At 73.5% G+C, this 13,153-nt stretch carries 16 protein-coding genes; 6 read left to right on the top strand and 10 right to left on the bottom strand.

Annotated elements, in window-relative coordinates:
* Window positions 1-46: 46 nt before the first annotated feature.
* Entirely contained in the window at window positions 47-535 is a 489-nt protein-coding gene (locus KM427_RS07240) for an anti-sigma factor (protein ID WP_215526783.1), read from the bottom strand.
* On the bottom strand, window positions 532-1,122 hold the full coding sequence (gene sigE / locus KM427_RS07235) for an RNA polymerase sigma factor SigE (RefSeq protein WP_343057731.1): 591 nt from the start codon (window positions 1,120-1,122) through the stop codon (window positions 532-534). Before sigE ends, KM427_RS07240 begins: the two co-directional genes overlap by 4 nt.
* Window positions 1,123-1,319: 197 nt before the next feature.
* Here sigE and KM427_RS07230 point away from each other — a divergent pair, with 197 nt between their 5' ends.
* A complete protein-coding gene (locus tag KM427_RS07230; RefSeq protein WP_183591211.1) occupies window positions 1,320-1,961 on the top strand; it encodes an O-methyltransferase in 642 nt (213 codons plus the stop codon).
* A 284-nt stretch (window positions 1,962-2,245) separates the two neighbouring features.
* Here the strand turns inward: KM427_RS07230 and KM427_RS07225 are convergent, their stop codons facing one another.
* On the bottom strand, window positions 2,246-3,790 hold the full coding sequence (locus KM427_RS07225) for a leucyl aminopeptidase family protein (RefSeq protein ID WP_252275127.1): 1,545 nt from the start codon (window positions 3,788-3,790) through the stop codon (window positions 2,246-2,248).
* A 1-nt stretch (window position 3,791) separates the two neighbouring features.
* Window positions 3,792-3,959: a DUF3117 domain-containing protein gene (locus KM427_RS07220; RefSeq protein WP_082574674.1), complete on the bottom strand. Its 168-nt coding sequence runs from the start codon at window positions 3,957-3,959 to the stop codon at window positions 3,792-3,794.
* A 161-nt stretch (window positions 3,960-4,120) separates the two neighbouring features.
* On the opposite strand from KM427_RS07220, the gene KM427_RS07215 reads away from it, so the two are divergent.
* Both KM427_RS07215 and KM427_RS07210 read left to right on the top strand, forming a co-directional pair.
* The gene (locus tag KM427_RS07215; RefSeq protein ID WP_183591213.1) at window positions 4,121-4,897 is read left to right on the top strand and encodes a PaaX family transcriptional regulator; all 777 of its coding nucleotides are present in this window, start codon (window positions 4,121-4,123) and stop codon (window positions 4,895-4,897) included.
* A 64-nt stretch (window positions 4,898-4,961) separates the two neighbouring features.
* Window positions 4,962-5,756 (top strand): enoyl-CoA hydratase/isomerase family protein, encoded by a 795-nt coding sequence (locus tag KM427_RS07210; RefSeq protein ID WP_215526781.1) that lies wholly within the window; start codon window positions 4,962-4,964, stop codon window positions 5,754-5,756.
* A gap of 426 nt (window positions 5,757-6,182) precedes the next feature.
* On the opposite strand, the gene KM427_RS07205 is transcribed toward KM427_RS07210, so the two are convergent.
* From KM427_RS07205 to dapE, 5 genes are read right to left on the bottom strand one after another with little or no spacing between them, the layout of a single operon-like run.
* The gene (locus KM427_RS07205) at window positions 6,183-6,983 is read right to left on the bottom strand and encodes a M14 family zinc carboxypeptidase (protein WP_215526780.1); all 801 of its coding nucleotides are present in this window, start codon (window positions 6,981-6,983) and stop codon (window positions 6,183-6,185) included.
* A 29-nt stretch (window positions 6,984-7,012) separates the two neighbouring features.
* Window positions 7,013-7,432, bottom strand: a complete 420-nt coding sequence (locus tag KM427_RS07200) for a hypothetical protein (RefSeq protein WP_215526779.1) — start codon at window positions 7,430-7,432, stop codon at window positions 7,013-7,015.
* 15 nt (window positions 7,433-7,447) lie between these two features.
* Window positions 7,448-7,753 carry a DivIVA domain-containing protein gene (locus KM427_RS07195; RefSeq protein WP_252275124.1) on the bottom strand — a complete coding sequence of 102 codons (306 nt, stop codon included), beginning with the start codon at window positions 7,751-7,753 and terminating at the stop codon, window positions 7,448-7,450.
* Window positions 7,750-8,481 (bottom strand): LOG family protein, encoded by a 732-nt coding sequence (locus KM427_RS07190; protein ID WP_183591217.1) that lies wholly within the window; start codon window positions 8,479-8,481, stop codon window positions 7,750-7,752. Before KM427_RS07190 ends, KM427_RS07195 begins: the two co-directional genes overlap by 4 nt.
* Window positions 8,478-9,545 (bottom strand): succinyl-diaminopimelate desuccinylase, encoded by a 1,068-nt coding sequence (dapE, locus tag KM427_RS07185; RefSeq protein WP_215526778.1) that lies wholly within the window; start codon window positions 9,543-9,545, stop codon window positions 8,478-8,480. The genes KM427_RS07190 and dapE overlap by 4 nt, the downstream gene beginning before the upstream one ends.
* A 112-nt stretch (window positions 9,546-9,657) precedes the next feature.
* Between dapE and KM427_RS07180 the strand changes: the two genes are divergently transcribed.
* On the top strand, window positions 9,658-10,506 hold the full coding sequence (locus KM427_RS07180; protein ID WP_215526777.1) for an LLM class F420-dependent oxidoreductase: 849 nt from the start codon (window positions 9,658-9,660) through the stop codon (window positions 10,504-10,506).
* A 97-nt stretch (window positions 10,507-10,603) separates the two neighbouring features.
* Here KM427_RS07180 and KM427_RS07175 read toward each other — a convergent pair whose 3' ends face one another.
* Window positions 10,604-11,353, bottom strand: coding sequence for a TetR/AcrR family transcriptional regulator (locus KM427_RS07175; protein ID WP_215526776.1), 750 nt, complete (start codon window positions 11,351-11,353; stop codon window positions 10,604-10,606).
* Window positions 11,354-11,445: 92 nt separating this feature from the next.
* Here KM427_RS07175 and KM427_RS07170 point away from each other — a divergent pair, with 92 nt between their 5' ends.
* Together KM427_RS07170 and KM427_RS07165 are read left to right on the top strand one after the other, a co-directional pair.
* A complete protein-coding gene (locus KM427_RS07170) occupies window positions 11,446-12,372 on the top strand; it encodes an ABC transporter ATP-binding protein (RefSeq protein ID WP_215526775.1) in 927 nt (308 codons plus the stop codon).
* Window positions 12,369-13,148, top strand: coding sequence for an ABC transporter permease (locus KM427_RS07165; protein ID WP_215526774.1), 780 nt, complete (start codon window positions 12,369-12,371; stop codon window positions 13,146-13,148). The genes KM427_RS07170 and KM427_RS07165 overlap by 4 nt, the downstream gene beginning before the upstream one ends.
* Window positions 13,149-13,153: the final 5 nt, after the last annotated feature.

Genomic DNA, 13,153 nt, shown 5'->3' with positions numbered 1-13,153 from the left:
CCCATCATCTCCCGGGCCGACAAGGATCCGCGCCCGATCGGGCGGGTCACTGCTGCCGGCGATGCAGCGCGGGGCCGGAGCGAAGCAGCTCCGGGCTCTGCGTGGTCGGTGCCTGCGGGGACCGGGTCTGGGTGATGGTGGCCGGCGCGCGACGGTCGATCGTCGGGGCGTCGGCGGGCGCCACGCCGAGGGCCAGGATGCCCATGAAGGCGGCGCCGACCGCGCCACCGCCCAGCGCGACGAGGCCGAGCTGGCGACGCCGGCTGTCCCGGTCCTCGACGAGGTAGGCGTCCCCCGGCAGGGCGGGCAGGGCGGGCAGGGCGCCGAGCAGCGAGCCCTTGAGCCCGAGGGGCGCCGCGGTGGTGCCGTACGCGAGCCCGGCGAGGCGGGTCTTGACCCAGCCCTCGCGCTCGACCTGGTCGCGGCAGGTGTGGCACTGGTGCACGTGCGTCCAGGCCCGCTCGGTGTCCTCGGCGGAGAGCTGGCCGTCGAGCAGCGCGCTCACCCGCGGGCCGAGGTGTCCCGGGCCGATCATGCGGGACCCCAGCCGGAGAGCAGCGGGTCGGACGCGGGACCGGCGTAGCGGGCCCGCCCGGCGGTGGGCGCGCGGTGCGCGAGCGCGGAGCGCAGCATGCTGCGGCCGCGGTGGATGCGGGACCGGACGGTGCCGAGCTTGGCGTCGAGGATCGCCGCGATCTCCTCGTAGCTGAGGCCCTCCACGTCGCACAGCACCACGGCGGCGCGGAAGTCCGGCGGCAGCGTCGCGAGGGCGCTCTCGATGTCGTCGTCGAAGGTGCGGTCGACGTACGCCGCGTCGGGGGTGGGCGCCGTCGAGGTGAGCCGCTCGGCACGCTCGTCGGACAGGGCGTCGAAGCGGATCCGCTGCTTGCGGCGCGCCTGGTCGAGGAAGAGGTTGGTGGTGATCCGGTGCAGCCAGCCCTCGAAGGTGCCCGGCGTGTAGGTCGACAGCGACCGGAACACCCGGACGAAGACCTCCTGGGTCAGGTCCTCCGCGTCGTGCCGGTTGCCGGTGAGGCGGTAGGCGAGCCGGTAGACACGGTCGGAGTGCTGCTCGACGATCTCCTCCCACGAGGGCACCTGCTGGTCCGGGGTCGTCTCCACCGGGACCTCCTGGTTGTGCACTGGGTCGCGCCTTCGCGCGGATCCGCCGAACAGGGTCTTGTCCTTCCTCACCGTAGGGACACGTGCTGAGAGAATCCTGTGAGGCGGTGTCCCACCGGGCCGCCTCGGTCAGGACAACGAGCGAGCCGCGGCCGGTGTTCCCGCCCACCTCGGCGCGGGCGCGATACGTTGAGCCCGTGAAGCAAGCGAGTTGGAGCTACGCGGAGGAGTTCGTCACCGAGGACGAGGTGCTCGCCGCCGCCCGCGGCCGGGCGGCCGAGGTCGGCGTGGTGCCGATCGGCTCCGGCGGGGGGTCCGCGCTGCGCTTCCTCGCGTCGGTGCTCGAGGCGCGGGCGGTCGTCGAGATCGGCACCGGCACCGGCGTCTCGGGGCTGTGGCTGCTGCGGGGGATGCGCGGCGACGGCGTGCTCACGACCGTCGACATCGAGACCGAGCACCAGCGCCTGGCCCGGCAGTCGTTCACCGAGGCCGGCGTCGCGAGCCAGCGGGTGCGCACGATCTCCGGCGCCGCACTCGACGTGCTGCCGCGGCTCACCGACGGCCACTACGACCTGGTCTTCTGCGACGGCGACAAGCGCGAGTACTCCGCGTACCTCGCCGAGGCGCTGCGGCTGCTGCGCCCCGGCGGCGTCGTCGCCTTCGACAACGCGCTGTGGCACGACCGGGTCGCCGACCCGGCGCAGCGCGACGAGGAGACCGTCGCCATCCGCGAGCTCGGGCGCACCGTGGCCGAGCACGACGACCTCGTGTCACTGCTGCTGCCGGTGGGCGACGGGCTGCTGGTCGCGAAGAAGGTCTGGACGCCGGACGCCGACTGAACCGGGCTCCACCCCGCGCGGCGTCACGGGCGTGGGCGGGCGGCGGTCGCGCGGGTTTCGGCTGCTGGCAGCCGAAACCCGCATGACACGCCGAGGCGGCGCGGCGTGTCGTGCGGCTTCCGGCTGCCGGGTGGGATCAGGGGTGCTGGTGTGACCCCTGACGCGGACCCGGCGCGACTCCCGTGCGGCCCCGAGGCGACCGACGGCGTCGGCGATGCGGGCCGAGCCATGCGACCCTTCACGGGGCGATCGGTCCGGACGAACCGGGTCCGGGCGCGAGCCGGTCAGCCCACGCCGGCGAGCGGGTCGGGCGAGCCGAGCCACTCCAGCAGCGCGCGGGCGCCGAAGCCGGTGGGGCCGGGCGTCCACTCGTACGCGTCGTCTGCGGCGTCGCCCACCGAGGCGATGTCGAGGTGCGCCCACGGAACCTCGCCGACGAAGTGCTGGAGGAAGAGGGCCGCGGTGATCGCACCCGGACCACCGGGAGCGTTGTCGGCGTCGGCCACCTTCGAGCTGAGCTTGGACTCGTAGGACTCCGACAGCGGGAAGCGCCACAGCGGCTCACCCGCGACCTGTGCCGCGTCGACAAGCAGCGACGCGAGCGCGTCGTCGTTGGCGAACAGCCCGCCGACCTGCTGACCGAGCGCGACCTTCATCGCACCGGTCAGCGTCGCGACGTCGACCACGGCGGCCGGCGCGATCGAGCGCACGGCGTACGCCATCGCGTCGGCGAGCACCAGCCGGCCCTCGGCGTCGGTGTTGGTCACCTCGCTGGTGCGGCCGCCGTGGTGCCGCACCACGTCGCCCGGACGCAACGAGTTGCCGCCGACGCTGTTCTCCGCCGCGGCGACCAGCCCGACCACCCGGACCGGGCAGCCGACGGCGCGCAGCGCGGAGAGCGTGGCGATGACGACCGCCCCGCCGGTCATGTCGCGCTTCATCGTGGCCATCGACTCACCCGGCTTGATCGACAGGCCGCCGGTGTCGAAGGTGATGCCCTTGCCGACCAGGACCACGGTGGGCGTACGCCGGTTGGCCTTGCGCGGCGTGTAGTCGATCCGGATCAGCCGCGGCGGCGTGGGCGAGGCCTGGCCGACGCCGAGCACGCCGCCGAACCCCTCGGCCGCCAGCCGCTGCTCGTCCCAGACCGTGCAGTCGAGGTCGTGCGACGCCGCGATCGCCTCGGCCTGGGCGGCCAGCCACGGCGGGTTCTTCAGGTTGGCGGGCACGGTCGCGAGCAGCCGCGAGAGCCACGCCGCGCCCCCGATCGCGACCGCCCGGTCGAGCGTGGGGGCGAGGTCGTCGGGGAGGTCGGCGAGCACGATCCGGGCGGGTGGGACGTGCTCGGGCGCCGTCGAGCGCCAGTGGAAGAGGAACGAGCCGAGCATCGCGCCGACCACGAACGGGGTCAGCGCGTCCGGCGCGACGGCCGGGATCGAGGTCGCGACGGCCGCGCGGTCGCGGGTCGCCCGTGCGAGCGCGGCACCGGCGCGCCGGAAGTCCTGCAGCCGCTGCTCGCCCACCCCGACGAGCAGCACGGACGCCAATTCGGGGCTGGCGGCGGTGCCGAGCGGCGCCGGGACCGCGGTGACCTCCCCCGCCTTGCCGGTGGCCGCCGCAGCCTCGAGCACGCGCAGCAGGTCGATCCCGAGCAGGTCCGCGACGTCCGCGGACCCGGGCCCGAGCACGGGCCCGCCGTCGCCCTCCCCCGGCAGGACCGGCAGCGCGATCACGTCGACCCTCGCCACGCCGTGCGGCGGCGCCGCACTCAGGGCGAACTCGGGCGGCGAGACTTGACTCGGAAGCGTCGGGCCCTGGCTCGACGGCACGTCAGCCGACGACATCCTTGAGGGCATCCCCCAGGGCGCCGGCCTCTTCGGCGTTGAGCTCGACTACTAGGCGGCCACCGCCTTCGAGCGGGACGCGCATCACGATGCCGCGTCCCTCCTTGGTGACCTCCAGCGGACCGTCGCCTGTCCGCGGCTTCATCGCCGCCATCCGCGCACCTTCCTTCACCTGTCAGGGCACCGCGAGCCTCCGAGCGAGCCCACGGCGCCGTACGCGTGGACCATTATCCCCTATCCGGCGGTGACATGGAGCACAGGGCGGGAACCCGGTGGACGCGAGCCGCTGTCCCCGCCGGCTGGCAGACTCGGTGCATGCAGGCTCGCTCGGCGCTCTTCGACGTCTACGGCGACCACCTGCGCAGCCGGGGCAGCCAGGCGCCGGTGGCGGCCGTCGTCCGGATGCTCGACCCGGTCGGCATCGCGGCGCCGGCGGTCCGCACCGCGATCTCCCGGATGGTCACCCAGGGCTGGCTCGAGCCGGTCCAGCTCCGCGGCGGCCGCGGCTACCGCACCACCGAGCGCGCCAACCGGCGCCTCGACGAGGCCGGCGACCGCGTCTACCGCCGCCACGTACCGTCCTGGGACGGCCACTGGCACCTCGCGTTCGTGACCCCGCCCGCCGCCCGCGCGGCCCGCACCCGACTGCGGGCCGACCTGACCTTCCTGGGGTACGCCGAGCTCGCCGACAACGTCTGGGTGAGCCCGTTCCCCCGCGGCGAGCTCACCACCGTGCTCGAGCGCGCGGGCGCGAGAGCGCGGTCGGCCCGGGCCGATCACTTCGACACCGAGCCGACCGGGGCGTGGGATCTCGACGCGCTGCGCTCGGCCTACGAGGGCTGGCTGGCCTCCGCCGACCGCCTGGTCGGCGCGCAGCTCGCCGCCCACGACGACGCGGACGAGGCGGCCTTCGCCGCCCGTTTCCACCTCGTCCACGAGTGGCGGAAGTTCCTCTTCGCCGACCCTGGCCTCCCCGACGCGCTGCTGCCCGACGACTGGCCGGGCCGCGCGGCGGCCGACCTGTTCGCGACGGAGGCGCACCGGCTCAAGCCGGGCACCGACCGGTTCGTCGCACGCTGCCTCGACGCCTGACCCGCCCACCACGGCCCACCACGGCCCAGCCGCTCTCTCCGACCGGTCTGCAAGACTGCGCGACATGAGCGACTCCTCCGTCCTGCTCGACGTCACCGACGGCGTCGGCACCATCACCCTGAACCGTCCCGAGGCCTACAACAGCCTCAACATCGCGACCAAGGAGCTGCTGCTCGAGACGGTGCAGCGGGTGGCGGAGGACCCCGCGGTCCGGTGCGTCGTGCTGACCGGCACCGGCAAGGCGTTCTGCAGCGGCCAGGACCTCAAGGAGCACATCGAGCTGCTCGACAACGGCGGCAGCGACGCGCTCTTCACCACCGTCGACAAGCACTACAACCCGACGGTGACCGCACTGGCCGAGATGGCCAAGCCGGTGATCGCGGCGGTCAACGGGGTCGCGGCCGGCGCCGGGGCGAGCCTGGCGTTCGCGTGCGACCTGCGCATCGTCGCGGACACCGCCGGCTTCAACCTCGCCTTCGCCAACGTCGCGCTCTCCTGCGACACCGGCGCCAGCTACCACCTGCAGCGGCTGGTGGGCCGGGCCAAGGCGATCGAGCTCCTGTACTTCCCGACCACGGTCAGCGCCGCGGACGCCCTCGAGCTCGGCCTCGCGACCACGGTGGTACCCGCCGCCGAGCTGGCGACCGAGGTCGGCGCCCTGGCGGCTCGGCTCGCATCCGGCCCCACGGTCGCCCTCGGCGCGATCCGCCAGTCGGTGGCCTACGCCGCCGGCCACTCGCTCCAGGAGTCCCTGGAGCTCGAGAGCGCGATGATGACCAAGACCGGAGCGACCGCCGACCACCGCGCCGCCGTCGCGGCGTTCGTGGCGAAGCAGAAGCCGGTCTTCGAGGGGCGGTGACCGGCCTGGTCGCTAGCCGACGGTCGGCCCGAATCAGCCTCGTAGCGGGAGGGCGCCGAACCGCGATGGGGCTGGAATCCCCTTGCTCCACAGGGGCCTGGGCCACGAACAGGTCACGACCCGGCGTGCTCGTCCACACCCGGATCGGAGGTCTGTGGAAGGTGGTTTCGAGACAGGCGCTCGCGCGCCTTCCTCGACCACCGTGGCCCCGAGGACGGTGGTTGAGGAGGTTGCGCTAGCAACCGTCTCGAAACCACCACGAACGCATCCCGCCCCCGACCACAGGTCGGCGTCCTCCCAGAGGCGCCAACGGGGTGCGCGTCGCCGGGAGGACGCCACCACTCCCCCGGTACGGGCGGTGGTTTCGTGGCCCACGCGCCAGGGCGCCTCCACACCTCAACCACCGCGACGCGCTCGGGCACGACGCTACCGTCGCGGCCGCTTGACGCGGTGGGCGTCGAAGAGGTGCAGCACCTGCCGGGGCGCGGCCTCGGCCATCCGCTTGCGGGGCGGGTGGCTGCCGTACTCGACCGTGAGCGCCGCCCCGTCGGAGCGGTGGTTGAACCAGCCGGTCATCGTGCCGTGGCACACGCCGCCGCAGGTGAGCGACCGGCGCGGCAGGCGCAGGTGGCTCGCGACCTTGCGGGAGAAGGCCGGGCTCTTCGTCGCCGTGTCGACGCCGTGGAGAGGCTGGTGGAAGCTGAGGATGCGCGACGGCTCGATCTTCTTCAGGAACCGCATCATCGCGCGGGTCTCGGGCTCCGAGGCCGGGCGCGGCCCGGACTCGTAGGAGCCGTCGAGGTCGGCCCAGGCGTAGGGGAAGTTGCGGTTGAGGTCCACGCCGTGGGCGTTCTTGCGGGTGCCGCGCGCCAGGCCGTCGGGGTTGTAGACCGGGACCACCCACAGGTCGACCCCGCGGATCGGGCGCCCGTCGCGCAGGCTCTCGAGGATCTGCCGGGTCCGGCCCTCGTCGCCGTGCATCGTCGAGATCAGCAGCACCCGGCGCTTCCCCGGCTCCCCCAGCCGCCAGGCCCGGATCGGTCGGCCGCGCACGGAGTGGCCGATCACTCGCTTCTCGACAACGGCACCGTGGTGCTCGCCGTGCTGGTTGCCGGGGTGGTCGCCGGCCGGGGCGGCGTACGCCGGCGCGATGGCCGGCCCGGCGGCCGGCATCAGCATGGTCGCGGCGACGAGTGCGGCCGCGGCGGTCAGGGTCCCGAGACGCATGCCCCGCACCCTGTCACACCGGCCGGGTCTCACACGGCCGACGTCAGGTAGGCCCAGGTGAAGACGCACACGCCGACGAGCATGCCGACGTGGGCGAGGATCGAGAGGCCCGGACCGTCCGACCACGAGTCCGCGCTGCCCTCGGAGGCGTGCCTGCCACGCGAGGGCAGCCAGCGCGGCAGGATCAGCAGCCCGGCGATCACCGTGACCCACCAGCAGGCGAGCGAGACGATGCCGAAGGTCGACGTGCCGAGCGGGTTGTCCTCGGGGGCGACCAGGAACGCCACCCAGGTGACCAGGGCGACACCGCCCGCGATCGTGTGCACGGCGACCAGCCTCGAGCCCACGCTCGCCCGCCCGGCACCACCCCGACCGAGCCGGAGTCGGGTCAGCACCACGACGACCGCGGCCAGCGCGGTGAGGACGTAGACGGTCACCTCGGTCGACACGGAGGGCAGTGTGCCCTACGCCGTGTGGTCGTCGCCACGCACGGGGTCGTGCGCGGCCTCGTCGGCCGGCTCGTCGGCCGGCGACTCGCGCTCCCGGGCGAGCCGGTCGAGCAGCGCGTCGACCTCCGACATCCGGTAGCCGCGGAACGCCAGCGAGAAGCGCACCCGGCGCAGGTCGTCGGCCGTGAGCGGCCCGCTGGCGGGCACGCGGGCGTCGGGCCGGTCGTCGTACACCTCCACCATCGGCGTGCCGCGGCCGGCGGCGAGCAGCGCGACACCGCCGAGCGCGAGCACGACCAGGATCGCGAAGAACCACATCATCCGCGATGCGCCTCCCGGGCGGCGACCATCCGGGCCACGGCCTCCTCGACGTCGTCGGTGAGCACCAGACGCTCGAGGTCGATCTCACTGATCGTGCGGTGCGCGAGCTGGGTGTCGCGCATCCAGTCGAGCAGCCCCTCCCAGTACGACGAGCCGACGAGCACGATCGGGAAGTCGGTGATCTTGCCGGTCTGCACCAGCGTGAGCGCCTCGAAGAGCTCGTCGAGGGTGCCGACGCCGCCGGGGAGGACGATGAAGCCCTGGGAGTACTTCACGAAGATCGTCTTGCGCGCGAAGAAGTAGCGGAAGTTGACGCCGACGTCGACCCACTCGTTGAGGCCGGACTCCCACGGCAGCTCGATGCCGAGGCCGACGCTGACCCCGCCCGCCTCGCTGGCGCCCTTGTTGGCGGACTCCATCGCACCGGGCCCGCCGCCGGTGATCACCGCGAAGCCCTCCTCGACGAGCCGCCGGCCGGCCTTCTCGGCCGCGGCCCGCCACGGGCTCTCGGCGGGCAGCCGGGCCGATCCGAAGACCGAGACCGCGGGGCCGAGCTCCGCGAGCGCCCCGAAGCCCTCGACGAGCTCGGCCTGCATGCGCAGCACCCGCCACGGGTCGGTGTGCACCCAGTCGCCCGGCCCGCGGGAGTCGAGCAGCCGCTGGTCGGTGGTGCCCGGGTCGACCTGGTCGCGGCGTTGGATGATCGGGCCCTTGTACTTCGCCTTCATGCGGTCAGCCACTTCGTGAGGACCTGCTCGCAACGCTCGATGTGCTCCACCGGCACGTGCTCCTCCTGCTTGTGGGCCAGCATCGGATCCCCCGGGCCGAAGTTCACGGCCGGGATCCCGAGGGCGGAGAACCGTGCGACGTCGGTCCAGCCGAACTTCGGGTTGACCTCGCCGCCGACCAGGTCGGCGAAGGCCTTCGCGGCCGGCAGGTCCAGGCCGGGCAGCGCGCCGGGCGCCGAGTCGGTGACGGTCACGTCGTACCCCTCGAAGAACTCGCGCAGGAAGTCCGCAGCCGCGGCCTCGGAGCGGTCCGGGGCGAAGCGGAAGTTGACCTCGACCACGCACTCGTCGGGGAGCACGTTGCCGGCGATGCCGCCCCGGATGGCGACGGCGTTGAGGCCCTCGTGGTACTCCAGGCCGTCGATGACCGGGCGGCGCGGCACGTAGTCCTCGAGCCGGCGGAGCACCGGGCCCGCCTTGTGGATCGCGTTCACCCCGCGCCAGGCGCGGGCGGTGTGGGCACGCTCGCCGGTGGTGCGCACCTCGACGCGCATCGTGCCCTGGCAGCCCGCCTCGATGCTGGCGTTGGACGGCTCCATCAGGATCGCGAAGTCGGCCGCGAGCAGCTCGGGATGGCTCTCGGCCAAGCGGCGCAGGCCGTTGTGCTCGGCGGCGATCTCCTCGGCCTCGTAGAGGATGAACGTCAGGTCGCGGTTGGGCTCGGCGAGCGTGGCGGCGATCCGCAGCAGGACCGCGTCGCCGCCCTTCATGTCGCAGCTGCCGAGGCCGTGCAGGACGCCGTCGGCCAGCCGGGACGGCAGGTTGTCGTTGACCGGCACGGTGTCGAGGTGGCCCGCGATCACGACGCGCTCCGCGCGGCCGAGGTGGGTGCGGGCGACGACGTTGTTGCCGTGCCGGGCGACCTCGAGGTGGCCGAGGCCGCGCAGCGCGTGCTCGACCGCGTCGGCGATCTCCTGCTCCTGGAGGCTGACCGACTCGATGTCGACCAGCTGCCGGGTGAGTGACACGGCGTCGGCGGTCAGGTCCAGCTGGTGCGTGCTCACGGCTCCTATCCAACCAGCCGGGTGCGTGACGCGGGCACGGCGGCGCCGTCGGGGGAGTTTCACCGGCTGCGACACCTGTCCACGAAACTGCAACACGTTCTAGTATCGGCGCATGCGCAACGGACTCGTACTCTTCACTTCCGACCGCGGCATCCGCCCGGCCACCCTGGCCGCAGCCGCGGAGGAGCGGGGCTTCGACACCTTCTACGTCCCCGAGCACACCCACATCCCGGTGCGGCGCGAGGCCGCGCACCCCGGCACCGGCGACGAGACGCTGCCCGACGACCGCTACCTGCGCACACTCGACCCGTGGATCACGCTCGCGACGGTCGCCCAGGCCACGTCGCGGATCCGGCTGTCGACCGCGGTGGCGCTGCCGGTCGAGTCCGACCCGATCACCCTGGCCAAGCAGATCGCGACCCTCGACCACCTTTCCGGCGGCCGCGTCGAGATCGGCGCCGGCTTCGGCTGGAACACCGACGAGCTCGCCGACCACCACGTCCCGGCCGGCCGGCGGCGGACCGTGCTGCGCGAGTACGTCGAGGCGATGCGCGCGCTGTGGACGCAGGAGGAGGCGTCCTACGACGGGGAGTTCGTGTCGTTCGGTCCGTCGTGGGCCTACCCGAAGCCGGTCGCGCACGTCCCGCTGATCATCGGCGCCGGCGGCGGGCCGAAGACCTTCGCCTGGATCGCCGCGCATGCCGACGGCTGGATGACCACCCCGACCCAGCAGGACATCTCCGGCCAGATCGACGCGCTCACGAAGGCGTGGGCCGACGCCGGCCGCGAGGGCCGCCCCGAGATCCGGATCCTGATCGCGTTCAAGCCGGACCCCGCGGACCTGGCGGCCTGGGCCGACCAGGGAGCCACCGAGCTGATCTGGGGCGTCCCGGACCGGTCCGAGGACGAGGTGCTCGCCTCGCTCGACCGACTGGCGGGCCGACTGGGACTGGCCGACTGACCGTATCGGCCGGCGGGGTTTCGAGATGGTTCCTGAGAAGGTTGCGCAGCAACCGTCTCGAAGGCAGGCGCGAGCGCGTCCTCCCCAACCACCGTCGTCAGCGGCCGAGGTGCGCCTCCAGGCCGTCGAGGATCCGCGCCAGGCCGAACTCCAGCTCGCGCCGGGGGTCGCGCCCGGCCTGGTAGGCCTCACCGGCGGCGGAGCCGACCCGGCCGGCGATCGGGTACTCGCGGTGTGACATCACCTCGACGAGCGCCTCGTAGTTGGCCTCCCACCACTCGGCGTCGGTCATCCCGGACTCGCGCTCGGTGCGGCGTACGGCGTGCTCGGCGCGCGCGACGTTGGCGGCGAACCCCGTCACCAGCGTGATGGTCTGGTCCATCTCGAGATCGTCGAGGCCGACGCCCTCCACTGCCGAGAGCTGCCACTCGTAGCGGTCCGCGACGTTCGGGCCGAGCCAGGCGCGGACTCCCCCGACGTCGAGCAGCCACGGATGCGCCCGGTGGTCGGCGAGCTGCACCTCGGCGACCAGGGTCAACCGGGCCCGCAGGTCGCCGGTCATCGGTGGCAGGTCGGCGCGCCCGACCACCTGGTCGACCATCAGCACGACGAGGTCGTCGCGGCCCGCGACGTAGGTGTAGAGCGACATCGCGCCGACACCGACCCGCTCGGCGAGCCCGCGCATGGACAGCGCGTCGAGGCCGTCGCGGTCGGCGAGCTCGATCGCCGCGTCCACGACGTCGTCGACCGAGACCTTCGGGCGGCGGCCCCGCTTCGGCGCCGTGCCGTCGGAGGGCAACACGTGGCGCCAGAGCAGGCGCAGCGTCGGGTCGGGGTCGGCGGACACGAATGGATCCTACTTTCTCGTACGTCGTACGGAACAAATGTTAGGCTCCGCCCGTTCTGACCCGTACAACGTACGAAAATTGAAGGAGAAGCATGGAGTCACCCCTGGTCGCCCGCGGCGTCCGGAAGCGCTACGGCGACACCCGGGCGCTCGACGGCCTCGACCTCGAGATCGCCCCGGGCACCGTGCACGCGCTGCTCGGGCCCAACGGCGCCGGCAAGAGCACCGCCGTGCGGACGTTCGCGACCCTGACCCGGTACGACGAGGGCGAGGTGCGGGTCGCCGGGCACGACGTGCGGCGCGACGGGGCGGCGGTACGCCGCGCGATCGGCCTGGTCGGCCAGTCCCCCGCGCTCGACGACGTGCTCCACGGCCGCGAGAACCTCGTACTCCTCGGCCGACTGCACGGCCTGCCGGCCCGGGCGGCCCGGGGCCGGGCCGACGAACTGCTCGCGGCGTACGGGCTGGCCGAGGCGGGCGGCCGCCCGGTCTCGACGTACTCGGGAGGCATGCGGCGGCGCCTCGACATCGCGGCCAGCCTGATCCGCCGGCCCAGCCTGCTCTTCCTCGACGAGCCCACCACCGGGCTCGACCCGCGGGGGCGCAGCGAGGTCTGGGCGACGGTGCGGCAGGTGGTCGCGCAGGGCACCACGGTGCTGCTCACGACGCAGTACCTCGACGAGGCCGACCAGCTCGCCGACCGGATCACCGTGATGGGTTCCGGGCGGGTGATCGCGGAGGGCACCTCGGCCGAGCTCAAGGACCGGCTCGGCGGCGACCGTGTCATCGTCACAGTCGCGGGCGACGACCTCGACGTGGTCGCGCGGGTGCTCGACGCGCCGGCGGACCGCGAGACCCGCCAGGTCACCGTCGAGGCGGGCGCGCAGGGCGGCACGGCCGCGCTGCTGGCCGCCGTACGCGCCCTCGACGCCGCCGGCCTGGCCGTCGACGACGTGCTGCTGCGCCGACCCACCCTCGACGAGGTCTTCCTGCACCTCACGGAAGGAGCCGCCCGATGAACGCTCTGCACCAGGGCTGGGTGATCACCCAGCGCGACCTCCGGCACTGGCAGCGCGAGCCGTGGACGCCGGTCTTCGGCATCCTCTTCTCGCTGATGCTGCTGCTGGTCTTCGGCTTCCTCTTCGGCGGGGCGATCGACGTGCCGGGCGGTGGTGACTACCTCGACTACCTGCTGCCCGGGATGTTCGCGCTGTCGATGCTCTTCGGCGTCGAGACCACGATGTCGGCGGTGACCCAGGACACGAAGCGCGGCATCACCGACCGGTTCCGGTCGATGCCCATCCACAGCGTCGCCGTCCCGCTGGGCCGCTCGGCCGCCGACCTGCTCAACTCCGCCCTCCAGCTCCTCGTGCTGATGGTCGGCGGCCTGCTGGTCGGCTGGCACCTGGACGCCGGAGTCGCCGACACCGCGCTCGCGGTGGCGCTGCTGCTCTGGCTGCGCTTCGCCGTGCTGTGGATCGGGATCTACCTGGGCCTCGCGCTGCGGGGCGAAGGGGCGCTGGCCGCCGTCCAGGTGCTGGTCTGGCCGCTCGGCTTCCTGTCGAACCTGTTCGTCGCGCCGGAGACGATGCCGGGCTGGCTGGGCGCGCTGGCCCAGTGGAACCCGGTCTCGGCGACCGCGGCCGCCGCCCGCGAGCTCTTCGGCAACCCGACCGGGGTCACCGACGGCGTGCTCGCCGAGCACGCCGTCCTGCTCGCCCTCGCGTGGCCGGCGGTGCTCACGGCGGTCTTCCTCCCGCTGGCCGCGCGGGCCTACCGCAGCCTGTCGCGCTGAGCGTG

This window comes from Nocardioides sp. LMS-CY (assembly GCF_018732145.1).
Taxonomy (GTDB): Bacteria; Actinomycetota; Actinomycetes; order Propionibacteriales; family Nocardioidaceae; genus Nocardioides; species Nocardioides soli.
Note: the sequence above shows the minus strand (reverse complement) of the source record. Positions and strands in the feature narration are given on the sequence as shown.